20 protein-coding genes are annotated in these 24,628 nt (G+C 40.1%); 15 read left to right on the top strand and 5 right to left on the bottom strand.

Annotated features, from left to right (window positions below; genetic code table 11):
• A partial coding sequence (locus QNM18_RS00275) for a hypothetical protein (RefSeq protein WP_284135958.1) occupies nucleotides 1-324 on the bottom strand: 324 nt, incomplete at its 3' end.
• A gap of 387 nt (nucleotides 325-711) precedes the next feature.
• Between QNM18_RS00275 and QNM18_RS00280 the strand changes: the two genes are divergently transcribed.
• From QNM18_RS00280 to QNM18_RS00290, 3 genes are read left to right on the top strand one after another with little or no spacing between them, the layout of a single operon-like run.
• The gene (locus QNM18_RS00280; RefSeq protein WP_284135959.1) at nucleotides 712-966 is read left to right on the top strand and encodes a hypothetical protein; all 255 of its coding nucleotides are present in this window, start codon (nucleotides 712-714) and stop codon (nucleotides 964-966) included.
• A 6-nt stretch (nucleotides 967-972) separates the two neighbouring features.
• Nucleotides 973-1,284 carry a hypothetical protein gene (locus QNM18_RS00285; RefSeq protein ID WP_284135960.1) on the top strand — a complete coding sequence of 104 codons (312 nt, stop codon included), beginning with the start codon at nucleotides 973-975 and terminating at the stop codon, nucleotides 1,282-1,284.
• The gene (locus QNM18_RS00290) at nucleotides 1,281-2,900 is read left to right on the top strand and encodes a PepSY-associated TM helix domain-containing protein (RefSeq protein WP_284135961.1); all 1,620 of its coding nucleotides are present in this window, start codon (nucleotides 1,281-1,283) and stop codon (nucleotides 2,898-2,900) included. The genes QNM18_RS00285 and QNM18_RS00290 overlap by 4 nt, the downstream gene beginning before the upstream one ends.
• 37 nt (nucleotides 2,901-2,937) lie before the next feature.
• On the opposite strand, the gene QNM18_RS00295 is transcribed toward QNM18_RS00290, so the two are convergent.
• Both QNM18_RS00295 and QNM18_RS00300 read right to left on the bottom strand, forming a co-directional pair.
• Entirely contained in the window at nucleotides 2,938-4,725 is a 1,788-nt protein-coding gene (locus QNM18_RS00295) for a sensor domain-containing diguanylate cyclase (protein ID WP_284135962.1), read from the bottom strand.
• Nucleotides 4,726-4,815: 90 nt separating this feature from the next.
• A complete protein-coding gene (locus QNM18_RS00300; RefSeq protein WP_211009966.1) occupies nucleotides 4,816-5,340 on the bottom strand; it encodes a TetR/AcrR family transcriptional regulator in 525 nt (174 codons plus the stop codon).
• A gap of 136 nt (nucleotides 5,341-5,476) precedes the next feature.
• On the opposite strand from QNM18_RS00300, the gene QNM18_RS00305 reads away from it, so the two are divergent.
• From QNM18_RS00305 to QNM18_RS00325, 5 genes are all read left to right on the top strand, one after another.
• Nucleotides 5,477-5,692, top strand: coding sequence for a hypothetical protein (locus QNM18_RS00305; protein WP_284135963.1), 216 nt, complete (start codon nucleotides 5,477-5,479; stop codon nucleotides 5,690-5,692).
• Nucleotides 5,693-5,881: 189 nt separating this feature from the next.
• Nucleotides 5,882-6,364, top strand: a complete 483-nt coding sequence (gene purE / locus QNM18_RS00310; RefSeq protein WP_023397540.1) for a 5-(carboxyamino)imidazole ribonucleotide mutase — start codon at nucleotides 5,882-5,884, stop codon at nucleotides 6,362-6,364.
• A gap of 1 nt (nucleotide 6,365) precedes the next feature.
• Nucleotides 6,366-7,514, top strand: a complete 1,149-nt coding sequence (locus QNM18_RS00315) for a 5-(carboxyamino)imidazole ribonucleotide synthase (RefSeq protein WP_284135964.1) — start codon at nucleotides 6,366-6,368, stop codon at nucleotides 7,512-7,514.
• A 58-nt stretch (nucleotides 7,515-7,572) separates the two neighbouring features.
• Nucleotides 7,573-8,511, top strand: coding sequence for a YeiH family protein (locus tag QNM18_RS00320; protein ID WP_284135965.1), 939 nt, complete (start codon nucleotides 7,573-7,575; stop codon nucleotides 8,509-8,511).
• 280 nt (nucleotides 8,512-8,791) lie between these two features.
• Complete coding sequence (locus tag QNM18_RS00325; protein ID WP_284135966.1) at nucleotides 8,792-11,275, top strand: prolyl oligopeptidase family serine peptidase; 2,484 nt, start codon at nucleotides 8,792-8,794, stop codon at nucleotides 11,273-11,275.
• 213 nt (nucleotides 11,276-11,488) lie between these two features.
• On the opposite strand, the gene rrtA is transcribed toward QNM18_RS00325, so the two are convergent.
• Nucleotides 11,489-12,085: a rhombosortase gene (gene rrtA, locus QNM18_RS00330; RefSeq protein WP_284135967.1), complete on the bottom strand. Its 597-nt coding sequence runs from the start codon at nucleotides 12,083-12,085 to the stop codon at nucleotides 11,489-11,491.
• A 90-nt stretch (nucleotides 12,086-12,175) separates the two neighbouring features.
• Here rrtA and ggt point away from each other — a divergent pair, with 90 nt between their 5' ends.
• From ggt to QNM18_RS00350, 4 genes are all read left to right on the top strand, one after another.
• The gene (ggt, locus tag QNM18_RS00335) at nucleotides 12,176-13,939 is read left to right on the top strand and encodes a gamma-glutamyltransferase (RefSeq protein ID WP_284136463.1); all 1,764 of its coding nucleotides are present in this window, start codon (nucleotides 12,176-12,178) and stop codon (nucleotides 13,937-13,939) included.
• A 172-nt stretch (nucleotides 13,940-14,111) separates the two neighbouring features.
• Nucleotides 14,112-15,806, top strand: coding sequence for an NAD-dependent malic enzyme (locus QNM18_RS00340; RefSeq protein ID WP_284135968.1), 1,695 nt, complete (start codon nucleotides 14,112-14,114; stop codon nucleotides 15,804-15,806).
• A 342-nt stretch (nucleotides 15,807-16,148) separates the two neighbouring features.
• The gene (locus QNM18_RS00345) at nucleotides 16,149-16,967 is read left to right on the top strand and encodes an ABC transporter substrate-binding protein (protein ID WP_284135969.1); all 819 of its coding nucleotides are present in this window, start codon (nucleotides 16,149-16,151) and stop codon (nucleotides 16,965-16,967) included.
• Between the two features lie 510 nt (nucleotides 16,968-17,477).
• Nucleotides 17,478-18,284, top strand: coding sequence for a hypothetical protein (locus tag QNM18_RS00350; RefSeq protein WP_284135970.1), 807 nt, complete (start codon nucleotides 17,478-17,480; stop codon nucleotides 18,282-18,284).
• Nucleotides 18,285-18,384: 100 nt separating this feature from the next.
• Here the strand turns inward: QNM18_RS00350 and QNM18_RS00355 are convergent, their stop codons facing one another.
• Complete coding sequence (locus tag QNM18_RS00355) at nucleotides 18,385-22,527, bottom strand: hybrid sensor histidine kinase/response regulator (RefSeq protein ID WP_284135971.1); 4,143 nt, start codon at nucleotides 22,525-22,527, stop codon at nucleotides 18,385-18,387.
• Between the two features lie 280 nt (nucleotides 22,528-22,807).
• On the opposite strand from QNM18_RS00355, the gene QNM18_RS00360 reads away from it, so the two are divergent.
• The 3 genes from QNM18_RS00360 (at nucleotide 22,808) to QNM18_RS00370 (ending at nucleotide 24,582) form a co-directional block, all read left to right on the top strand.
• Entirely contained in the window at nucleotides 22,808-23,506 is a 699-nt protein-coding gene (locus QNM18_RS00360; RefSeq protein ID WP_284135972.1) for an SIMPL domain-containing protein, read from the top strand.
• 69 nt (nucleotides 23,507-23,575) lie between these two features.
• Nucleotides 23,576-23,950 (top strand): MAPEG family protein, encoded by a 375-nt coding sequence (locus tag QNM18_RS00365; protein WP_211009956.1) that lies wholly within the window; start codon nucleotides 23,576-23,578, stop codon nucleotides 23,948-23,950.
• A complete protein-coding gene (locus QNM18_RS00370) occupies nucleotides 23,947-24,582 on the top strand; it encodes a sulfotransferase (protein ID WP_211009955.1) in 636 nt (211 codons plus the stop codon). Before QNM18_RS00365 ends, QNM18_RS00370 begins: the two co-directional genes overlap by 4 nt.
• The last annotated feature ends 46 nt before the right edge of the window (nucleotides 24,583-24,628 follow it).

Here is a 24,628-nt window from a genome sequence, read left to right on the forward strand (position 1 = left end):
GCTCAAAATGTAGATACTTAGGTTGTTAGTCAACAAGTCGATACCGTTATTAAATACGTAGATACCGTCATTGTGGGCTTGCCCCGCAATCCATGTTTTAAGCGCATGTGAGAGTGGCATAACTTTATAAGTCAAAGTGGACCCTGAAATAAATTCAGGGTGACGGATGTTAAGGAAGGCGGCCTGTTGATATTTCACTTTATTGCTCAAAATGTAGATACTTAGGTTGTTAGTCAACAAGTCGATACCGTTATTAAATACGTAGATACCGTCATTGTGGGCTTGCCCCGCAATCCATGTTTTAAGCGCATGTGAGAGTGGCATAATTTATGAGTCAAAGTGGACCCTGAAGTAAATTCAGGATGACGGATGTTAGGGAAGGCGGCCTGTTGATACTTCACTTTATTGTTAAAAATGTAGACACTTAGGTTGTTAGTCAACAAGTCGATACCGTTATTAAATACGTAGATACCGTCATTGTGGGCTTGCCCCGCAATCCATGTTTTAAGCGCATGTGAGAGTGGCATAACTTTATGAGTCAAAGTGGACCCTGAAATAAATTCAGGGTGACGGACGTTTGGGAATAAAGCTTTAATATCGCCTTAAGTTTTGAAAATAATTCTCATTACAATTTAAAGTGTAAAGTTGTTCCTATTATGTTTATAATCTTGCTCCCAGAACACTAAATTAGCTAAGGACAGGAGCATAAGTTTGTACTCTTTTCTAATGGTGCTATTGATCGGCATCGGTACACTTCTTTTATATTTATCAAACAGACATCAAAGGTTGTTGGAAAAGCCCTTGGCAAAACCAATGCAAAGAATGGGTTATGCGGCCGTGGCCATAGCCATTGTTTTAGGTGCATTTTACTTTATTGGCTCGGCTGGGTTTTTTATTGCGCTTATGATGTTAATGACTGCATTATTTTCACTGCCTTTACTTATGCTCTTTCTCAACAGGAAGTAAAAAACCATGGCTCAATACAATAAAATTCAACCTCATTGGTGGATTAAAACATTTGCGGGTGTGATTGGCGGTTTCTTCTTAACGCTTGGGCTTGTCGGTATTTTTGCGTGGCTCGGGCCTACGGGGTTAACTGAGCAGATCACAGAAGAGCAAAGGCTTTGGAAAACGCAATTTAACATGTGGATCATAACGCCAATATGGCTTCTAATCCTCTGTTTTGTTTATATGTTTAAAACGGGGCGCCAGGCATGGCTGTACTTAGGCGTTAGCGCTGTGATTTCCAACGTTATTGTTTATCTCCTAAGGAGCCAGTTATGAAAATTAGAAGCGATATCCTAAGGACTTACCAATCTCTCCACACTTGGACTGGGATCACCGCCGGTTTGTTACTTTTCATTGGGTTCTTAGCAGGATCACTGACGATGTTCAGCGATATCATTAATGATTGGGCCACGCCTCCAGGTTACCAATTGGGTCAGGTTCAATCAGATCAGTACGAATTGTTACTTGAGCAAGTGTTAGCACAAAACCCGGATTCACTCAAAGCTGTCACAGTTAGCTTTGATGAGAATAGCTCACCAATTCATTGGTATGGACAAGGGTCTGCCCGTGGCTTTTCAATGGATGATCAAGTTTGGCATGCAACGTTGAATGAGCAAGGTAACCTGGTAACTGAATTACGACATGTCAATGAGTTATCAATGTTAATAGATTATTTGCATCGTTCAGCAGGGATTATCGGAGAGGTTGGACACGATCAAGCGGGTGTGTATGTGCTAGGTATTGCCGCATTTTTATATTTTCTTGCTCTAGTGTCCGGCGTTATTTTTCTCTTACCGAGCTTAGTAAAAAGTTTTTTTGCCCTTCGTAAAGAAAAGGGACCAAATCGCTTTTGGCTAGACTCACATAATTTGGTTGGCATCGCGAGCTTGCCTTTTCATATCATAATTGCGATCACTGTAGTTGTTTTTTCTTTCCATGACTTGTTTTACGGCGGATTAAGCCAAGTATATGGAGACAACCCCATGTTTGGTGGTGGAGAAAAACATGAAGAGGTTCGATACGATATTAGAGAGCTAGCGACATTAAATGAAATAAAACAAACGATTCATTACTATGCTCCGGGATATGAAGTAAATAGCATCAGGCTAAGTGGCTTGTCATCTGCACATCCTTCCGCAAGCATATCTATCATAAGCGATAGAACTTTGATGCGTGGCCCACACAATGACTATGTTTTTTTGAATCCCTTTACGCTAGAAATAGACTCCAGTACCGTGAGAAATGAAAGTGGAGAGCAAAGTATATGGGCTGCCGTTGTCACGAGCTTTTTTGGTCTTCACTTTGGGAGCTACGGAGGTGAGCTTGGTCGATGGTTATATTTCGTTATGGGCTTAGGCGGTGCGTTTTTGTTTTATAGTGGTAACTTGATTTGGCTTGAGAAACGGCGCAAAAAACAGTCTTTGAATCAAAGTCGTTCAAGCCACTTTATGGCTAATCTGACCATAGGTGTATCTTTGGGGTGCGCTATAGGTATGGCTGGTGCATTCGCAGCAAATAAATGGTTAGCGCTAGTTAGTTGGAATATCAATATAGCCTATATGTGGATTTATTATTTGCTGTTTTTTGTAACACTCGCTGGCGCATTCGTTTATGGTGCTGCAAGGTTTAGCATACTGAGTTTAAAAATTTTAGCTGTTCTGTGTTTGCTCATTCCGACAAACTCTTTGATAGCATTTATGCTCCCAGAAATTGGTATTTGGGCGCCAGACTCTCTTGGTGATCTAGGGATTGAACTTGGCGCTGTAGGTTTTGCTTTAGCCTCATTATATGCCTTGAAACATGTAAAACGCCGTGTATATCACGGTGAAAAGAACAGTATTTGGTATTGCTCTAAACTCAGTAAAAAAGAGGTTGTCGAAAGCTTCAGTTAGTGTGTTCGTGGTCAGCTAAGTGCTGACCACTTCAATTTCACGAATCTAAAACTGAGCCGAGAGAGACTTGGTTTCTGCCATGTTGTTTGGCGAAATAAAGAGCCATATCTGATTGTTTTACAAGCTCATGAGGTTCTAAGTCAACGCCCCACTTAGTTGCTATACCAACACTGATTGTCAGTTTTATAATTGAGTCTTCGAATTTAACTACAGAAGCTTCAGTATGTCTTCTGATCAGCTCCGCTAGGTCAAATGCATCTCCCTCGTTGCACTCAGGTAGTAGAATACAAAACTCTTCACCGCCGTAGCGAGCTACAACATCGCCTGCACGAGTACATGTTTTTCTTAAAACGCTGGCCACATGCGTAATACACTTATCACCACATTGATGGCCATAAGTGTCGTTAATTTTTTTGAAGTGATCAATATCGACCATTAATAAACTAACGGAGTGCCCAAAACGTTTTGCTCGCAAGCACTCAGTATTTAAAGCGTCATTTAAGCTTCTTCTATTGAGCACTTGAGTGAGTTCATCAATTCGAGAGATATGTTTAAGTTTGTCATAAGCAGTCTGAAGCTCTTTTGTTCTGTTGTTTACTTCTGCTTCGAGCTGCATGTTTGCTTTGCGGATTTCGGTCATGCTTTTAGCTTGTGCTATAAAACGCTTTTTTCTCTCTGAATTGATTCTCTCAGCCATTGCAAATGATAAGCATGCAACCTCGATTGAGGTGCCTATTGTGAGTGCATGTTCAGTAAACCAATTATTGGGTATAAAATTCAATTTGTTGGCCGCAAGGATTATTCCGCCACAAAGTGCTGCATTCCAGGCTAATGAGTAGTATGTCGAGAAGTGTGTACCCTCAAACAGTTTTATTGTTCTTGTAATTACCCCCCACAAACACGCAAACGACGCATACAGAATAATGACTCTGATCATGGTGCCATAGGAAAAGTACATTGATGCAAATAGCAGGCAGACTCCAATCGCGAAAAGTAACAAGCAGCCCCTATATAAAATTTTACTATTTTTATGCAATTCTAGTAATTTGACTATAAAAGAAGTACCTGCAAGCACAGCCGCGAGCAAAAAGAATAATATAGATTGGTCATTCCACCACAAGCTTCCTTGCCATAGATACCTGAACCCAAGACCAGACAGGCTAAAATAGAAGGCAATAATGGCTGATACGTAAACAACGTAGTAAAGAAAGGTTGTATCTTTTAGTGAAAAATACATGAGCACGTTGTAGATAGCCATAATACTCATAAGGCCAAAATAAATCCCTAAAAACAGTGTAGCTATTTGGTCGCTTTCGTAAAAACTAGGCTGACTCCAAAGTCGGATAGGTAGTTGTAGGGCACTGGTCGAATTCACTCTAACATAGAGGGTGAGCGCCCCTTGAATGTTTTCATCTATAGGGAGGATAAAATTATGATGCTTGATCTGCCGGTCTTCAAAATGCTGTTTATCGCCTAGTTTTAAATAACTAAGTACTTCATCTCCTTGCATCAAATAGAGCTTTATACTGTCCAGAACCGGGTAGGCTATTTCTAAAAAGTACCCGTTTGTGTCCCGAGGCAAATTAAAACTAACTTTTACCCAATAGGTCTCGGGGGTGTATCCAAGGTTAAAGTTGTCAGTTTCATTGATTTGCCAGTGATTATTCGGTAAAGACATTACGTCTACAATGCCAAATTGGTTATCCAACAAATAGTAGCTTCCAGCACTTAAGTTGACGTACTTTTCGTGTGTCAGTGTTAAGTCTGGACCAGCGCTATGAGCAATTGAAGCGTAACAAAATAAAAACACAAACAGGGTTTTCACAAGCGTTATATGCGTATGGTGATTCTATATAAAGCTTAGAAGTGTATAGAAGATAGAGCAAAGTTATATAAACGAACACATCATACAGTTTTATGTATGTATCATCTGGAGCTTAGCGGTAAGCAATGACACCAAGTCGACAGGGGATAGCTGTTCGTTGTTAAGTCCGTATATGAGGGTCATAAAGTAGCAATCCATCATAGCTGTTGCTTTGATTTCATCATATTTATGGCCTTCAAAGAGCATATGTTTAAAGTCGTTCAATTGGTCTTCAAAAAACGCACTGTGCCACATTAAATCCTGTAATAGCGCTTTACTAAAAGGGCGGTTCTCACAGTAAAAGCGGTAAAGAAATTTTGCGTAATGCCTGAGTCGTAGTCTAGGACTGGTCTGCTCATTTTCTTGATGAGCTAATCTAAGGACCTCATCGATGCGTTGATGCATCGCCAGCTTTAATATGTCGATTTTATTTGGAAAGTGGCTGAACACTGTGCCTGTTGCAACAGATGCTTGCATTGCAATTTGGCGAGTAGTTGTCTCGGCGTAGCCATGTTCTTGGAATAATTGCCAACTAACGTCAAGTATTTTTTGGGCTGTAATTTCTCTTTTTTTCATACTAAATCAATATATTGAGCGCACCAGAGAGCTTACCACAAAATACGATAAAGTGACAAAGTAATCTGCATACTTGACAAAAATGAGCGTGCTCATTAAATTAATTGAGCGCGCTCATAAATTAAGGAGGTGTTTGATGCTTACGCGGTTAATTGGTTACATTCTGTTTATTCCATTTATTGCTTTTTATAGTTACGTTTTGGGGCCCGTACTTAAACTCGTACTGGTGCCAGGCGGTTTGATGTTGTTCTTCTTTATCCTCGGTCCCGATGAGTTTTCAATACATTGGCAAAAAGCATTTTCGAAAACGCAAAGAGAGTGTGAAAATGTGCCAGTGAAGCAAGTCAATTAGCTTTACTTGGGTCAACTCAAAAAGCCATTGCTTGCAATAAGTTATATTTCTAGATAAAAGCCGCTATAAGCGGTTTTTTATGTATTGAGGCTCGCTTTCAACTACCACTCGGGTATAATACTCACGATTTCGGCGCAACCCCTTTAGCGCTGTAGTAAGTATCGTTTAATTTAGAATTGAGGAATTATTATGACGGTTGGCATTATCATGGGTTCTAAGTCAGATTGGCCTACAATGCAACATGCGGCAGATATGTTAGATAAGTTTGGCATTGAGTATGAAACAAAAGTGGTTTCGGCGCATCGCACTCCTCAATTATTGGCCGATTATGCAACAACGGCAGCGGAACGTGGTATCAAAGTTATCATCGCCGGAGCTGGCGGCGCAGCACACCTTCCTGGTATGGCGGCTGCTTTCACTAGTTTGCCTGTATTGGGTGTACCAGTAAAATCGAAAACTTTAAATGGTGTTGATTCATTACTTTCAATCTGCCAAATGCCAAAAGGTGTTGCGGTGGGTACATTAGCAATAGGCGATGCAGGTGCCGCGAATGCAGGTTTATTAGCAGCACAAATATTGGGTTGTCAGCAACCGGAAATATTTGAAAAAGTTGAAGCGTTTAGAAAAGCTCAGACTGAAACTATCTTAGCTAACCCAAATCCAGCTGAATAACATGAAAGTATTAGTACTAGGCGCGGGTCAGTTGGCCCGAATGATGAGTCTGGCTTCTACTCATTTGGGTATAGATGTTTTAGCTTACGATGTAAGTTCAAAACAAGTAATTAACCCAGTTACTTTTGAAGTGAAGCACACAACACTCGAGCAGGAAGTAGAGCAGGCGTATGCGATTACCGCAGAATTTGAGCATATTCCTGAAGACGTACTCAATGTATGTCAACAAAGTGGTAAGTTTTACCCGGGTGCAGAGTCAATCTCTATCGGTGGTGACCGCAGTAAAGAAAAAGCACTCTTAGACAATGCTAAAGTTCCGTGTGCACCGTATGCATTGATCACAGAGAAAAGTGCTTTTATTGAAGCTATCGAAAAGCTTGGCCTGCCACTTGTGATTAAAACGTGTCAGGCGGGCTATGATGGTAAAGGCCAATGGCGCCTGAAATCAGCTGAAGACGCAGAGCAGGTATGGTCTGAGATGAAAGGCTTTCTTGATACCGGCACTGAGGCTGCACCACACTCAATCATTGCTGAAAAAATGATCCCATTTGATAGAGAAGTTTCTATCATAGGTGTGCGTGATAAAGATGGAAAATGCAAAGTGTATCCATTAACTGAGAACCAGCACACAAATGGCGTTCTGACCTTATCTATTGCTGGAAAAGAAAAGGCAGCGATACAAGCTCAAGCAGAAGCTGCATTCGAAAATTTGGCGTCAGAGCTAAATTATGTGGGTGTATTAGCAATTGAGTTTTTCGACGTTGACGGTAAATTGCTAGTGAATGAAATAGCGCCTCGTGTTCACAACTCAGGACATTGGACACAACAAGGTGCGCACACTAGCCAATTCGAAAACCATATGCGTGCTATCACAGGCTTACCGATTGGCAGTACTCAATTAGTGCGCCCGACTGCTATGGTAAATGTACTAGGGCAGCCATCAATTCCTCAAGCGGTATTGTCTGTCGCAGATTGCACGAGTCACTGGTATGGAAAAGAGGCTAAGCCGGGCCGAAAAATGGGCCATATTAATGTCTCAGCAGCTAATTTGCATCAGCTAGGTGAGCGGTTGGCAGAGCTGGCAGAAATGCTACCTGAGGAGGATTACCCAGGAGTTAGCGAAACCAGCCATGCATTAATATTAAATTAGAAAAAAGCCGAGCAATAGCTCGGCTTTTTTATGCAGCATATACGTTAGAAGTTTTTATATGATTAATATTAATCCAAATGTACTTAAGCTCTTGTTTATAGCTTGTTTCATTGTGTCAATTACCCCTCTAATTGGCTCTGCGATGGCATTGTTCATGGGGATCTCTTTTGCCCTTTTATTTGGAAACCCATTTGACTTGCAAAGTGCACAACTATCCAAGCTACTTCTCAAAGTATCTGTTATTGGTTTAGGGTTCAATGTTGATGTTATGCATGTCCTAGAAGTTGGTAGGAGTTCAATTGTATTAACGATTGTGAGTATTACTGCGATTATTGGACTTGGTGAAATATTAACTCAACTATTCCGCTTGAATAAAAATACGGGCACGTTGATCTCTTTTGGCACTGCAATTTGCGGCGGTAGTGCTATTGCTGCGATGGCGCCTGTGATTAAAGCAAAGCAAGACGAGATAGCTGTAGCATTAGCAATCGTATTTTCTTTAAACGCAGTCGGTTTACTCATATTCCCGTGGCTGGGGCACTATTTTGAGCTGACCCAAAGCCAATTTGCTCTGTGGAGTGCATTAGCAATTCATGATACGAGCAGTGTCGTAGGGGCCGCGGCTGCTTATGGTCCTGCTGCATTAGCTATGGCTACAACCATTAAGCTTACGAGAGCAATGTGGATAGTGCCATATACAGCACTGGCTGGCGTATTCTGGCGCTCAGAAGAGAAGGCGAGTATCCCTCTATTTATTGTCGGTTTTTTGCTTGCAGCAGCTATCAACACTTGGCTTCCTGAATTCAAGCCGTTGTGGCAAATTGGCTACGAGTCCGCAAAAGCTTTGCTAGTAGGTACTTTATTTTTAATTGGAGCGGGTATTTCAAAAGCAGTACTTAAGCAATGTGGGTGGCAACCCTTTGTTATGGCGATAATTTTGTGGGCTATTGTAAGTTCAGTCATACTTTTATTAATTATTGACGGTTTTATTCAATAAATTTACTAAATTTTTTTGAACCTTTCGAATAAGCGCCAGTCTGAATATTTGAGGCTTGGATATGCCTCATTTCATACTCGTTGTCCATCAACGACTATGTGAGCGCAGAGAGTATTTGGCCAGTAAGCTTTACTGGCCTTTTTTTATACCTGATTGTTGCTAAATTGTGTACGCCCCCGCCACCAAGCTAAAAACTTTGGTTGTTTATCTAAAACCTGTCGAATATTGTTCTATCTTTTGATTAAATTGCGCTGATTAATAAATTAAAAGAAGAGCTCTAATGAAAAAATCCCTATTGAGCATTGCCGTTGCAGGCCTACTGCTGACTGGTTGTCAAACAACAAGCAAACATTCAAACACTGATGAAGCGACAAGCAACTCAGCTGTTGTTTCGCAAGCCGTACAAACTCCATTAGATTTTGGTAGTGAAAATATCACTCTTGAGCAAGCGATGGCAGATCCGGATTGGATTAGCCGCTCGCCAGAAAGCGCATTTTGGGGTGCAGATAGCAATACCATTTATTTCAACCAAAAGCAGGTTGGAAATCAACTCAGGGATACATTTTCAATAAATAGCCAGGGTACAGAGCAAATAGCTTTGGCTAACTTGCATGAGATTGGCAATAACAATGCTACTTATTCTGCAGATGGTAAATACCAAGCGTATACATTCCAAGGCAATATTTTTGTCAAGAACTTAGTTACTAAACAAACTAAGCAGATCACACGCTCAAGTGACAAAGAAACAATTATCCAATTTATGGTTTCTGGCGAGCTTGCGTTTCGTATTGCCGATACCTTTTTTACTGTCAATGTTGAGACAGGCTTGACCAAAGAACTTGTTAAGATAAACGAAGGCAATGCACCTCAAGGTACTCAAGAGCCAAGTACGTACATTGCCAAAGAACAACACAAGTTAATTGATTATGTAGCGCTTACACATAAAAACGCGCTAGACAAAGAAGGTCGTCAGGCACAACTAGAGTCTCAAAATAAAACTATCGCTGACAAGCAAATCTATATCGGCGAAGGAAAAAACCTAGTTGAAGCAAGTATTTCTCCAAGCGGCGACAAGCTAATTGTGGTTGTAAGTAAAGACAACGTCTTTTCTCAATCAACAAAAAAAGACATGATGCCAAATTACATCGGCCAAGATGGAAATATTGTACCAGTGCCAGCTCGAAGCCGTGTGGCGGACAATAAGCCTGTCGAAGTTGAAGTACTTTATTATGATTTAAAAGCTGATTCACACAAGTCTATTAGCTTTGATACATTACCTGGCTTTGACGAAGATGTGTTAGCAAACGTTAAAAAAGAGAATGCGGCTGCGATTGGTGAATCATACACATCTAAAAAAGAACCAAGAGCGATTAAAATGATGCGCGACTGGTATTGGTCTCAATCACCAATTCAGTGGAATAGCAATGGTGACCAAGTGGCCATGATGTTTAAAGCGTGGGATAACAAAGATCGCTGGATTGCTACATTAGATTTCGAAAACGGCGAACTAGAGCCTCAACATAGATTGCATGACACAGCATGGGTCAACTATGCATACAATGACTTTGGTTGGTTGAACAACGAAGATGCATTATTTTTCCTTTCTGAAGAAAGTGGTTATAGTCACCTATATGTAAAACCAATTGATGGTAAAGCTAAGCAAATTACGTCAGGTAAGTTTGTAGTCTCAGATCCAAAATTGACAAAAGACAATAGTAAGTTTTTCTTTAAAGCGAATGTAGAGCACCCGGGTATCTACGAAATCTATTCAGTTGATGTCAATACGAAAGAGAAATCTGCTATTACAGATTTAAATGGTATGACTGACTTTGTATTAAGCCCAGATGAGTCAAAAGTGTTACTAAAGCACTCAAAGATCATGATGCCAACTGAGCTTTATGTTGCAGATGCAAAACCGAACGCACAACCTAAACGATTGACAAATACGGTGTCGGATGAGTTCTTAAATAAGAAACTAATAGCACCTAAAATTGTTGCCGTTCCATCAAGCCATACTGATGAGCCTATCTACGCAAAAGTGTACTATCCAGCTGACTACAAACCAGGTGAATCAGGTAAAAAACGCAAAGCTATTATCTTTAACCATGGCGCTGGTTATTTACAAAATTCGCATATGGGCTGGTCAGTGTACTTCCGTGAATTTATGTTCCACTCACTACTTGCAAGTGAAGGCTATGTGGTAATGGATATGGATTACCGCGCTTCTAAAGGGTACGGCCGAGATTGGCGTACTGCGATTTATCGCCAAATGGGGACGCCAGAAATTCAAGATTTGGCCGATGGTGTTAAATGGATGACGCAGAACGCCAATGTAGATGAAGGATCTGTAGGTACATATGGTGGCTCATACGGTGGCTTCATGACATTTATGGCTTTGTTCACTCAACCTGAGCTATTTCAAGCCGGTGCAGCGTTACGTCCGGTAACCGATTGGGCATATTACAATGACCCATACACATCAAATATTCTTAACAGACCTGATGTTGATCCAATTGCCTATAGAAGAAGTTCACCAATCTATTTTGCAGAAGGTTTAAATAAACCACTGCTTATTAATGCGCCAATGATCGATGACAACGTATTTTTCCAAGACGTTGTGAGATTGGTTCAACGTTTCATTGAGTTAGAAAAAGAAAACTTTGAAACGGCCATCTATCCAGTTGAACCTCACGGGTTTGTACAGCCTTCGGGTTGGTTGGATGAATACCGTCGTATTTATAAGTTGTTTAAAGAAAATCTTTAGAATCTAGAATTTTAGGCCAGCGTTAAGCTGGCCTTTTTTATGTTGCATGAACAAAACATTGCGTGATTTCGCTCTGTTTATACATGACGTATTTATTGCTTAGTTTGTGTCGAAGACTCAATGTATTGAAAATGCAGATAGGGCCGGAATGTTCAGTAAGATTGCATTTGTTGATTACGGCCTGATATTCTTCAGGCCGATGTTTATAGAGTTTTACTGTTTAACTGCGAATCCCAGTTTACCTTTAATAAGCGGTAATGCTAAAACCAAACCGCCTATGGCACCAATTAAGTGGGATTCGATGGCAACACGCGAGTCAATGAGGTTACCCACATCAGTACTTGGTCCAGCATATTGTTCCCAAGCAAGTTTTCCAACTATCCCTAAGAATAAAAGAATTCCTGTTGGCTCTTTGACCTGAATATCTTTTAGCGCCCCCCAAACAATAATTCCGTGTAGCAATCCGCTTAATCCTGTGTATACTCTGATGTCGGGACAAAATAGCCAAATACCTATCCCTGTCCACAAGCCAAGAAATAAAACATGAATAAAATAGCGGCGTATTGAAGTATGCTCCGCGTGCAGTACCCATATAAATAGAATACCGACAAGATTTAGGGCCAAATGTGTCCAATTGGTATGAATATATTGACTACTCCATATTCGCCACACTTGACCTTCACTGATCAATTGGCGGTGAAACTCTAGAGCATCTCGCATATCGAATGCCATTAACACAGTAGCAATTGTTGCTAAAACAATTGGTGGGACTATATATTGGCGGCTTATTGGAAGGTTGAAACCAAACATGCTATGTCTACAATAATAAAGGTATTTTTGTATATTGTGCCTGTTAACTTTTATGATGCCAACGAAGATTGAAAAGAAATAATGAATACATTGAATTTTAAGCACTCATTAATTGCGTTAATATTTGCATCTAGCTTACCTGTTGCTGCAGAACAAGCAGACCCTAAAAAGCGAGAAGCGCGCGAACCTGAGGCTGCAACCGGTTTTACAGAGAAGAAAGATAAAATCTCAGAAAAATACATGGTGGTTGCAGCTAACCCGCATGCAAGTAAAGCTGGACAGATCATGTTACAACAAGGCGGTAGCGCAATCGATGCAGCAATCGCTGCTCAACTAGTCCTTACATTGGTGGAACCTCAATCTTCAGGTATTGGTGGCGGAGCCTTCATCCTTCATTACGACAAAAGTAATGATTATCTAACTACATTCGATGGCCGTGAAACAGCACCTAAAAAGGCAAATCATAAGTTATTTTTAGATAAAGAAGGTAAACCTGTTAGGTGGATTGAAGCTGTTGTCGGTGGCCGATCTGTTGGAGTACCTGGCATTATACATGCGATGAAACAAGCGCACGACAAATATGGGGTTTTAAAGTGGCGCCAATTATTTAAGCCAGCAATTGAGCTTGCCAACAAAGGTTTTAAGGTATCGCCACGGTTGCATATGCTCCTCAAAAAAGAGTTCAACCCCGGTTTAACAAAACTTTCCCCTGCAAAAGAGTATTTTTACCCTAATGGTAAACCCTTAGCGATTGGCACTGTTGTAAAAAATCCACAACTGGCAAAGTTGTATAAGGAAATAGCTGAGTATGGCCCAAAGGCCTTCTATGAAGGGAAATACGCCGAAGATATGGTCAAAGCTGTCCAAAACTCAAAAATTGCACCAGGCCATCTGTCTTTAACTGATTTAGAAAATTACCAGAGTAAAGAGCGTCACCCTGTTTGTACTTCTTATCACGGCTATAAAGTGTGCTCTATGGCACCGCCAAGTAGCGGTGGTTTGACGGTTTTACAAATTCTAAAATTGCTTGAGGGAAAAAAGCTAGCACAATACAAACCAAACGAACCCCAAGCGATCCACCTATTTACTCAGGCATCTCGCCTTGCCTTTGCGGATAGAAATTTTTACATTGCAGATCCAGACTTTGTAGATGTTCCGACACAAGGCTTATTAAATCCGGTTTATCTTAAATCTCGAGCCCAACTCATTGGTGAAAGAGACAATCAGAGCTTTCCTGTGGGTGATCCGTCTATGGGCAAGCTGTCCTATGCACAAGATGATAGCTATGAGTTACCTTCTACAACGCACCTTTCAATTATCGATAGAAAGGGCAATGCTGTATCTATGACAAGCTCAATTGAAATGGGTTTTGGGTCAACTGTTATGGTTAATGGCTACTTGCTGAATAATCAGTTAACTGATTTTTCTTTGTCACCAAAAATTGGTGACAAATGGGTTGCCAATAGGGTTGAGCCGAATAAACGACCTCGTAGCTCCATGGCACCTGTCATGGTATTTAACAAAGATGGTAGCTTGAAGCTTGTGGTGGGCTCACCAGGCGGCAGTCGTATCATTAATTATGTAGCTCAAACAATCATAGGAGTGCTCGATTGGGGGCTAACGCCACAGCAAGCGATTAACCTTCCTCGCGTGACAAACAGAAATAAGTACACCACGCTTGAAAAAGGTACGGACTTAAAAGCGATAAAGCCTTGGCTTGAGTCAAAAGGGCACGTTGTGCGTATTTCAGATCTAAATTCTGGTATTCACGCAATAGAAATAAAAGAAGGACTTTTATTTGGTGGAGCTGACCCAAGAAGAGAGGGCGTCGCTCTTGGAGAATCTAGCGAGTAAACGTAGGATATTACAGATTATTCAGTTATAATGTACGACCCTGTTTACGGATCACTCACCCGTTTACAGGGTCGTTTTATTGGTCTGATGTGCATTAAATATATTGAAAATTTGTGTACTTAGACAATAATGATCCCTTATATCAAAAAATTAAGAGTCACAGCTTGTAAATATGACTAAACAAACCGATCCTAATTACCTCTACATCCCATATTCTGGCCCAACGTTATTAGAAACGCCCCTTCTAAACAAGGGAAGTGCATTCAGCCAGCGTGAGCGTGAAAACTTTAACCTAGCAGGTTTAGTTCCTCCTCGTTATGAAACCATTGAGGAGCAGGTAGAGCGTTGTTATCAACAGTTTTCAAGTTTTAAAGACAACCTCAACAAACATATTTATTTACGAGCTATTCAAGATAACAATGAAACGCTTTACTACCGCTTAGTAAGAGATCACTTAGAAGAAATGATGCCTATCATCTACACTCCTACTGTTGGTGATGCATGTGAAAAGTTTTCTGATATCTATCGTAGTTCACGTGGTCTGTTTATTTCGTACGAAGACCGCCACAATATAGATGATATCTTACGTAATGCTACAAAAGGCAAGGTAAAAGTTATCGTTGTTACTGATGGTGAGCGTATTCTTGGTCTTGGAGATCAGGGCATTGGCGGAATGGGGATCCCAATTGGTAAACTTGCGCTTTACACTGTATGTGGCGGTATCAGCCCAGCATACACGTTACCTGTCATGTTAGATGTCGGCACAAATAACGAAAAACTGCTGAACGATCCAATGTATATGGGCGCGAGACACAAGCGTATTAGCCAAGAAGAATACGACGAGTTTTTAGATCTATTTATAAAAGCCGTAAAACGCCGTTGGCCAAATGTGTTGCTACAGTTTGAAGATTTCGCACAGCCAAATGCTATGCCACTTTTAAAACGATACCGAGATGAAATCTGTTGTTTCAATGATGACATTCAAGGTACTGCGTCTGTTACTGTGGGATCATTGTTAGCCGCTTGTCGCGTTAAAGGTTCTAAGCTATCTGAGCAGAAAGTGGTCTTTGTGGGTGCAGGCTCAGCAGGTTGTGGTATTGCAGAGCAAATCATTGCACAAATGGTTTCAGAAGGTATCTCGGATGAACAAGCTCGTAGCCAAGTATTTATGGTCGACAGATTCGGCTTACTTACTGAAGGTATGGAAGGGTTAAGAGATTTCCAAGCTGCGTTAGTGCAGTCTTCAAGTAACTTAGAAAGCTGGAACTACAGTGGTGAATTTGCATCTCTTTTGGATGTTATGCATTGTGCTCAACCTGATATTCTAATCGGTGTATCTGGACAACCAGGACTATTTACTGAGCAAGTTATAAAAGCGATGCACTCAGGTTGCTCACAACCTATTATTTTCCCTCTAAGTAATCCATCTCGCCAAGTTGAGGCGCATCCAAGAGACGTGATTGAATGGACTGAAGGTAATGCAATCGTTGCGACTGGCAGCCCGTTTGAGCCAGTAGAATTTGCAGGTAAAACACATGTTATACCGCAATGTAACAATAGTTATATCTTCCCAGGTATTGGTTTAGGTGTTTTAGCTGCGAAAGCATCTCGTATCACAGAGTCTATGCTCATGGTTGCCAGTGAAACACTTGCTGAGTCGTCTCCTTGGGCAAATACAGGTAAAGGAAGCCTATTACCTTCATTGGTTGAAATTGAGCAACTAAGTAAGCGTATAGCTTTTGCCGTAGCCAAAAAAGCAATGGAAGAGGGTGTCACTTTAGATATGCCTGATGAGCGAATTTGGGCTGCGATAGACAAAAACTATTGGATGCCCGAATATCGAAACTACAAACGTTGTAGCATCTAGTCTAAAACGTTTTAATAAAAATATAGCGCCATAACCAAAATATTTGGTTATGGCGTTTTTTATCAAAGTAGGCCGTCAATCTCTTTTTTCAGGGTTAAAGTGCAAGTTGTTATTGAAAGAGATGACATACCCACCCGTGCACACAATCTTACAGTAAGGCCATTAAAAAGCAGCGGCAACCAACACCCGTTCAAAACAGAAATCTATTCGTTCTATTGTCTGCTTGTTATTGATTGGTTGTTTTAAGAAATCCGTTTTTTCTTCTTTACATAGAAAACTAATTTATAAAAGCTATACTCAAGAGATAACTTTTCGCAAGGACTGCATACAGTAGGAGTAGATATGCTGTCTAAATTTGCGTTTGTTGTAATTGTATTTTTGTCTTTTTTCGGCTTTGCCAACCCAATAAAAATCGAGATTGTTTCAGACTATAATCCTTCTTTTGGTGAAGCACCTGGAGATCTAGCGACCCAACTGTTGCTCATCATTACACGTAATCTAAAAAATGATATGAAAATTGATTTTGTCCCGGCGAGCAGGGAGCGCGAATGGAGAGAATTGCAAAATCAAGAAAACGTGTGTTTGTACAATAAAGTAAAAACACCACAACGAGAGGCGATGGGTGTATTTGTGTCTTTTCCTCTAATGGCGTTCCCTTCAAACAGATTGATTTTGAGGAACAAGAAATTTGTTTCAATCGAAGTTTCTCTAAAAGATGCCTTGTCCATGGGGCTGAGAATTGGTGTGACACAGGGTCGTTCGTATGGGTTAGAAATTGATGATTTTATTAAAGCTAACACGGACAGAATGTTTATAAGTGAAGGTAATGACAGTGCATTTCGATTACGACAGATGTTGGTACAAGGCAGGCTTGACGGTATTATTGAATACAGTTCAGTATTTGTGACCGATTTCCCTTCAGAGGAGGTACTTAAAGACATATCTTTTCATGCAATTGGAGATACTACCGCAACTATTTTTGGATATATTGCCTGCTCTGATTCTCGAACAGGCCGAGCAGCAGTGGACTTATTCGAAAGAACATTGCAAAAGCGAACGATTCAAGATTTGATCATTCAAGCTCATGCAAATTTATTCTTACCGCAAGAGGAAGTGTTTATTAGTAATTCACTCAAATCCGCATTTAATATTAAAAATTAGCCTTACTAAATCTAAAATCTCTAACAAAAATGTGACTTGTATTCGAAATAAAGGTTATCAAATCACATTGCTTAATTATAAATGGTATTATTATTTTGCATTGTTGTTTTAATGTGATTTAGTTCCTTAGTTATATTCCATTATGATTAATTTCAGTTCGCCACACTTTCATTAGTATTGCCTCACTATTAATTTACCATATTGAGTTCTTATTTGTTTTTTAAGTTTTTGAAATGTAGGGTTTTAAGTTGTTTTCAGCCCAAGTTCTACACTTTTTGTACAGTTGTTTTTTAGTTTCACCATCCTTATATGTATTATAAACATCTTCTTTTTTATACGTGAATGACGAATTTTAATGCATTTACAAGCCCAAATTTAATCCCTAACTTATGTTGCGAGAAATACGACGGGTGCAAATAAAAAACTTTTATTGGCTCCGTTAAAAATGCTTTATTTACCTTTCATTTAGAAAGTAAGTTTTAATTCAACCAAAGTAAAAAAGGGATCAAAATGAAAATTAAACTTCTCGCTGCTGTAGTATCTTTAGTTGCAATGAACAACGCTGTCGCAAGCGTTACTGTTAATGACGTAGATGGTTATGACCGTGAGTCTAAGTATACGGGTGGATTTATGGACCGTATCGTAACTGACTCTGACCATTCTCGTACTTTTGGCGCTTGGGCATTTCGTGCTGATACATATGGTTCATGCTCAACTGGTGCTGTATATGATGAAGTTTCGGGCGAGTTCATCGCAAATGTAGCGATAGCGCCAGCTGGACACAATACTTGGCACATCGATAGAATCGTATTACAAGGCCAATTTACTGAAGCTCAGCTACAGCGTACTCGTGTTCTATCTCTAAGTTGTGAATCAGAAGCTGGGGAAAGCTTTACTGTAAAACATAAAATCCCAGCGGTACCAAAAATCACTTGGGATGCGACTTTGACTGGCGTTGGCGAATGGCAGTCTCCAGCTTGTGGCGGCCAATCTTCGCACTGTGGTGGCGCAGGTTGGTACGAGCAACTTAGCTATACGTCATCAATTCTAGTGAACAATGGAACTGAAGACGGTTTCTGTACCTCTCAAATTAACGACGGTTTAGTTTCTAAAGTATTCAATGGCTATGACTCAACACCACTATTCCACACCAATCACTATGCTTTAAATAATGAAGTATACAACTATAACGGTCGTGTATTTAGGCAAACCGTTTCTTGCCAAAACCCAGCAGGTACCACAGAGCAGGTTACTATTTGGGAAGTTACTGGTGAAAATGACATCAACCTAGTTATTGACCAAGTTAACTACAAATAATGTAGAACACTGATTTATAAATGGGCCGTCAGGCCCATTTATCGTTGTGTATGCATTTTAGTCAAATAATTTGACCGCTTCAAATGTTGGAATAGGAAATTCAGACAGAACGATTGCCGGTGTTGTTGACCCAATATTCAAGCTTCTCTATTACCTTGTCTGTTTCAATAGGTTTAGTTATGTAGTCATCCATACCTGCATCAAGGCATTTTTGTCTATCACCTTGCATAGCATTTGCAGTCATCGCAATGATAGGTATATTCGATTGTTTTGCTCCTGCATTGGCCGCCCTTATATTTTTTGTTGTTTCGTAACCGTCCATTTTAGGCATTTGACAGTCCATTAATATCACCGTATAGGGTTGTTCACTTTCCGCAGCTTTAATTTTTTCAAGTGCTTCAAGTCCATTTTCTGCAATATCGACCATCAATCCGATGCTATCTAAAATGCGCATAGCGACCATTTGATTTACTTTGTTATCCTCTACAAGCAAGATCTTGGTGTTTGCAACCCAACTTCCTTGATTGTTGCCACCCTTGTTACTTTCTTCTGTGGTCTTTGGTTTATCTAAATAATGCCTAATATCAACACAAATAGTTGACAATGCATTAAGCAGATCCTGCTTAGTGGTTGGCTTAGAAAAATAACCGTCTAGTTTTACTGTGCAAGATTCAATAGCTGTGTACTGTTCTTTTAAAAGCGTCATCATAACTAATTTAACATTGTTATTTTGCTCATGCTTTCTTATTTCTTTAGCCAGCAATTCACCATCCATACTAGGTAAAGATTTGTTAAAAAAAACAATATCAATTTGTCGCTTAGAGATTAAGCGCAGTGCTTGGTCGGCGTTGGTTGCGTCAAAAACTGTGACACCCCAAACCTCCATTTGCTTGCGAATTGCTTTGTTACTAGATGCGATAGAATCGACAAGCAAGGCTGTTATGTTGTAGCCAGATAAAGTCACTGTTGGTGGGCCTAGTTCATCACTTTTGGATACGACACAAGTTACTTCAAAGCAACTTCCAACCCCAACAGTGCTAGAGACTTTGACGTCACCATTAAGCAACTGGCATAAATTTTTAGTAATACTTAATCCAAGGCCTGTGCCGCCATACTTCCTTGTTGTGGAAGCGTCCACTTGTATAAATGAATCGAACAATGTAGTTAACTTTTCTTCGGGGATCCCAATGCCGGTATCTTGGATTTTACATGTGAAAATATAACCTTGTTTTTTTCCATCTGGCTCAAGCCTTGCGGATAGCACTATTTCGCCTTGATCGGTAAACTTGATTGCATTGCTGACTATGTTGGTAATAATTTGCCTTATTCGCCCAGGATCCGACTTTACAATTGCGCTGTCGAGATCAGCAAAATCCAAAATGATGCTCACTCCTTTTGTCTGAGCTGATAATGCCATCGACTCCGATAAATTTTCAAGTAACTGTCGAAGATCAAAATCAACATACTCTAACTCGAGTTTGTCTGCCTCTATCTTTGAAAAGTCCAATATATCGTTAATTAACGAAAGCAATGAGTGGGCACTAGTACTAGCAATATTCACGGAATGGGCTTGAGTAGAAGTTAAACCGCTCTTTTTAAGTAACTCAAGCATACCTATCACTCCGTTCATAGGCGTTCGTATTTCGTGGCTCATATTAGCGAGAAATTCAGACTTAAGACGTGTTGCTTCCTCAGCTTTCTTCAATGCTTCCTCGAGCCTTCTTGCCTGAGTTTCCAATGAAGCCGTTTTCTCGGACACTTGTTTCTCTAGCTGAACGACGAATTGTTTTTGTCTACTGATTTCTGCTTTTTGTAGTTTGGTACGTAAATATATGACTGTAAAAATACTACTGGCGACCAACAATACATAAAGAGAATAGGCCCACCACGTTTTCCAAGGTGGAGGGGACACATGCACATTAATTGATAAAGTTTTGGAGCCCCATTCACCGTTGCTGTTGGTCGCTTTCACTTGAAATCTGTAGGTTCCACCATCTAGATTCGTAAACGACGCCGTATTTCGATTACCTATTTCTATCCAGTTGTCGTCATAACCTTCTAGTTTATACGCATATTGATTCTTATTAGGTGAAAGAAAGTCCAGCACAGAAAACTCAAAAGAGAAAATGAAGTCGAGGTATGAAACATGAATGTCTTTAACATAGGAATAGGGGGTATCTAAGTTTATTGGTAGCCCCATCTTGTTAAATCCGGTGAGTACAATACCGGGATCGCTACGAGTAGATTGTTGAACTAACGTGCTAAAATACTCTACACCACGCTGGCTGTTTGTGAATAATGTGTCACTTTTTCCTTTGATAAGGCTACTTGGATAGTAATTTAAACCGAGCAATCCGTTTCGGCTATCGAAATTGATGACTTGCCCAGAGGAAGGAGAAAACTTAGTAACGCCTTTGTTAGTGGTTAACCACAAATTGCCTTGTCGATCATCCGATATCGCTCTTATTAGGTTGCTTGGCAATCCGTTTTGCATGTTAAAGTGAGTAAAGTTATCTTGATCTGCTTGGTATAAATTGAGCCCTTGTTGCGTGGCTACCCATATACTCCCATCTTTGGTTTCATAGATATCTTGAACAATACTGCCTAGTAAGCTGTTGGGCTGATAGGGACTGTTTACAAATGATTGAAACTCTTTTCTGTCTTCAATCCAACGGTTTACACCATTCCCGGTGCCAACCCAAATATTATTGGAATTGTCCTGATAGATCGTAAGCACTTCCAAGTGAGATAAGCCAAATGAAGTACCCATATGCTTAAAAGTCTTTTTCGCATAATCGTACAAATAGACCCCATTTTTGTACGTGCCAATCCACAGCATTCCCTGATTATCGACGCATAAAGCTCTGATCTCGCGAAATTGTTCGTGATTCTTAGCTGTTTTTGGGTAGGTAATGATTTCGCTTTTTTTGGTCTCTAAGTTAATTTTCGCTAAACCTTCATCCTGAGCCATCCATAGTGTGTTCGCTTGATCTAAATACAAAACAGGTCGCTCTAATAAGCGGTTTTCACTAAAGCCTTTTTCGGAAGTAAACACTGCGGGAATTAACATATCTAAAGTCTGAGATGTGACATCCCACTTAAACAGTTCAGATTTAGAATTTGCAACAAGAATATCTCCTTCATGGTTAACGGTAATTCCATTTGGAGTTGTTAACTCAGGGTTATCAATGGACTTAAACTTGCGGTGAGGCACAAGTTTAAAAATCCCTTGAAGTTCGTTTGTTATCCAGATTGTATTTGCATTGTCTTCGAATATAATTCGAAGTCCACTGTTGTGTTCTAAATCTAGCTGAACTAACTGCCCATCGCTCTGAGAGAGTCTAAAAGCTCCTCTGCTTGTGATAAACCAGATGTAACCTTCGTGATCTTCTATCATCGAGTTGACTTGACCGAGATGCTTGCCGTTTGTAACGCCAATCTCTGAAAATGTTCCGCTTTCATGATCTAGAATAAAGGGGCCTTGTTGGGTGCCAACATAAATGTGCCCCTTCGAGGACTTTATTACATGCCGTATTTCATTGGCGCCAGTTGGCGTGCTATTTTTAGGGTCTGGGAAATAGTAGCGGTAAGTGTTATTTTCTTTGTTGTATAGATTCAGCCCATAGCTTGTTGCAATCCAAAGACTCTGTATCCCGTGATTTTCAATATCCCAAATACGATTGTGTGATAAACCCTCTGAAGTATTTGTTGATTTCTTTATGTGTGCAAATTTATCGCCACCTAAATACCTACTCAAGCCATTGTCATAAGATCCTAGCCATATTGATCCATCTAAGTCGTGTAGTAATGACTGTATCCTGTTCGCAGAAATCGAATCGGGCCTTTTGGAATCATGAATAAAGTTTTCAAATTGGCCCGTTTTTGGGTCATATCTATTTGCGCCACCTCCCCAGGTACCAATCCAAATATCTCCATTGCGATCTAGCATCAAGTTACCCGCATCATTGTGGGATAAACCGTTCATAGTCTCACTATCAAATTCAAACAGTGTGACTTTTCTTCCATCATAGCGCATTACGCCATTCTCAGCCGTTCCGAACCAAAGCAACCCTTGTTGGTCTTGGATAATTGAGTAGATTTCTGAAGACACAAAGCCATCTTCAGCAGTTAGCTTTTTGACTGAATATTGATTTGACAGTACAGGAATATTCCCATAACAGATAGAAGGGGCCGCGGTTACTATCACCCAAAAGGTGTAAAATACTATAAGCCGTTTACCCATAAGCAATTTAATTAACCGGAGAGAGTTAAGTCTACTCATATTAGGCTAGTTTATATCGTGAACAATTTCTACGCTCAATACTGAAAATCGTTAAAAATTAAGTGCCTAATTTGCTTGTGATACTGAGTAGGTTAGCCCGAACGGGGCACTCATAGTGCAAAAAGGCCAATTGAAATGTACTGTTCATTCAAGTATGAAATATAGTATTCAGTAATGATTAATTTTAATATGGTTCAATAAGTCCGTTACCAACATCAAATTCAAGAATTTTGGAGAGTTTATGCGTTTACTCACAGCTGTTTTCTCAGTTTTATTAAGTACCTCTGCCGCTGCGGGAAGTATTCCTAATACTCCCCATTTATATGTGAAAGGCTATTCAGAAGTTTCGGTACAGCCGGATACTGCAATTATCAATGTGGCGATAAACGAAAAAAGCAAAAATCTTAAAGATGCAAAATCAAATGTCGACCGTGTTGTCGCCAAAGCGTTAAATATAGCAAAGAGCTTTGGTGTGAAAAGTAATCATATTCATGCGGAACAACTCAACGTATATAAGCAAACTAGGTTCAATAGAAGTACTAATGAGGAAGAGTTTACTGGCTTTAAAGTTTCGAGAAACATTACTTTGAAGTTAAAAAACATCGACAGATACCCTGAGTTACTACAGGCATTCGTTGATAGTGGTATCAACCAGTTCAACAATACTCAGTTTGTTGTAGAAGACAAAGCCGAAATCATGAAAGAACTCAATCAAACTGCGATTAAGCAAGCACAACTCGGTGCACGAGAGCTGGCAGAAGGGTTTGGAGTGAAAGTAGGGGGACTCTACTCAGTGTCTTTTTCGCCGATGAATACGCCTACTCAACCTTACGCAAGGGGCAAAGTTATGGCGGCAGAATCTATGAGCTTGCAAGATGCGTATAGCACCGGAGATACCAAGCTAACCGCTGAGGTCTACGCTGTTTATTACATTGATTAATCGACTCTTTTAAAGTCCCTTAAAAACAACGTATACTGTTCGGTATAAAAAGGAATAGGGGACTTTATTATGTTCAGCGGATTGTTTGCTGCAATTTGTACACTTTTCTATATCAAGCTCAGCCTCGATGTAATAAAATTGAGGAAGGGTCACCAAGTTGGCTTAGGTGATGCTGGGCATAAAGATTTGCAGGCTCGTATTAGAGCACATGCAAATTTTATTGAGTACACACCACTTGCCGTTATTTTAATTTTTATACTTGAATACCAGTTGATTAGCGAAGCAATATTGATCCCTTTTGCTGCGCTATTTCTAGTTGGAAGAATTTTACATGCTCAGGCCTTAGCCAAAGCTAATATAAAAATGAGAGTCGTCGGTATGGGCTGTACATTCTTATCCTTAATTGGAATGGCGTTAATGAACGCATATTTATACATAATATGAACAAGAAATATTTCGTTTTAGGTCTACCCAGGACCGGAACGACGAGCCTATGTGTCGCGAGTCTTGATATTGGGCTTAAAACGGCACATACGGCATATACACAGCACACCTTGCAAACAGCTGAATTTATTGCAGACACCCCAGTTTTTAACGATTACACACAGCTACATGAGAAGTTTCCTGATGCCAAATATATCTATTTGGAGCGTGAACATGAGCTATGGATCCCTTCCATTCGTCGCCTGTTACTAAGAATGCTTCCTAAATTAGCAAATCAAAGTGGCGGATTTAACGATACTCTAAAGCGTTGCTATTTCAACGTTTTTCCAGAGCTATCTGAGGAGAAAATTCATTGCGATGAATACCTAATCGAGTGCTACAACCGGCATAAAAAGAGAGTTTCTACATTTTTCGAAGATTCAAGAGTTGGGCATATCTCAATTAACTTGTCTGATTCCCTGTCCTGTGAAACGTTTTCACAGTTTATGTCTGCGCCAATGGTAAATATTCCTCATTTAAATAAAAAAGGTAAGGTAACCGCTTGGAATGATATTAAGCATCCACTAAAGATTGAGTCGACAAGAATTGGCAAAGTTGATAAAGATGTCAGCTTATATGATTTTTGCAACTAATGTCCGATATTAAATTATAGATAAAGTTCTGCTTTATGTAGCAGTT

Origin of the sequence: Pseudoalteromonas obscura (genome assembly GCF_030135505.1) — a bacterium.
GTDB classification, from domain to species: domain Bacteria; phylum Pseudomonadota; class Gammaproteobacteria; order Enterobacterales; family Alteromonadaceae; genus Pseudoalteromonas; species Pseudoalteromonas obscura.

What these genes read in the sequence shown, in the direction of transcription:
- QNM18_RS00285 (WP_284135960.1), top strand. Translation starts at nt 973, where the DNA reads ATGGCTCAATACAATAAAATTCAACCTCATTGGTGGATTAAAACATTT.
- QNM18_RS00325 (WP_284135966.1), top strand. Translation starts at nt 8,792, where the DNA reads ATGAAAAAATCCCTATTGAGCATTGCCGTTGCAGGCCTACTGCTGACT.
- QNM18_RS00355 (WP_284135971.1), bottom strand. Translation starts at nt 22,527, where the DNA reads ATGGGTAAACGGCTTATAGTATTTTACACCTTTTGGGTGATAGTAACC.
- QNM18_RS00360 (WP_284135972.1), top strand. Translation starts at nt 22,808, where the DNA reads ATGCGTTTACTCACAGCTGTTTTCTCAGTTTTATTAAGTACCTCTGCC.
- QNM18_RS00345 (WP_284135969.1), top strand. Translation starts at nt 16,149, where the DNA reads ATGCTGTCTAAATTTGCGTTTGTTGTAATTGTATTTTTGTCTTTTTTC.
- QNM18_RS00315 (WP_284135964.1), top strand. Translation starts at nt 6,366, where the DNA reads ATGAAAGTATTAGTACTAGGCGCGGGTCAGTTGGCCCGAATGATGAGT.
- QNM18_RS00300 (WP_211009966.1), bottom strand. Translation starts at nt 5,340, where the DNA reads ATGAAAAAAAGAGAAATTACAGCCCAAAAAATACTTGACGTTAGTTGG.
- QNM18_RS00340 (WP_284135968.1), top strand. Translation starts at nt 14,112, where the DNA reads ATGACTAAACAAACCGATCCTAATTACCTCTACATCCCATATTCTGGC.
- QNM18_RS00305 (WP_284135963.1), top strand. Translation starts at nt 5,477, where the DNA reads ATGCTTACGCGGTTAATTGGTTACATTCTGTTTATTCCATTTATTGCT.
- rrtA (WP_284135967.1), bottom strand. Translation starts at nt 12,085, where the DNA reads ATGTTTGGTTTCAACCTTCCAATAAGCCGCCAATATATAGTCCCACCA.
- QNM18_RS00290 (WP_284135961.1), top strand. Translation starts at nt 1,281, where the DNA reads ATGAAAATTAGAAGCGATATCCTAAGGACTTACCAATCTCTCCACACT.
- QNM18_RS00365 (WP_211009956.1), top strand. Translation starts at nt 23,576, where the DNA reads ATGTTCAGCGGATTGTTTGCTGCAATTTGTACACTTTTCTATATCAAG.
- QNM18_RS00320 (WP_284135965.1), top strand. Translation starts at nt 7,573, where the DNA reads ATGATTAATATTAATCCAAATGTACTTAAGCTCTTGTTTATAGCTTGT.
- purE (WP_023397540.1), top strand. Translation starts at nt 5,882, where the DNA reads ATGACGGTTGGCATTATCATGGGTTCTAAGTCAGATTGGCCTACAATG.
- QNM18_RS00350 (WP_284135970.1), top strand. Translation starts at nt 17,478, where the DNA reads ATGAAAATTAAACTTCTCGCTGCTGTAGTATCTTTAGTTGCAATGAAC.
- QNM18_RS00370 (WP_211009955.1), top strand. Translation starts at nt 23,947, where the DNA reads ATGAACAAGAAATATTTCGTTTTAGGTCTACCCAGGACCGGAACGACG.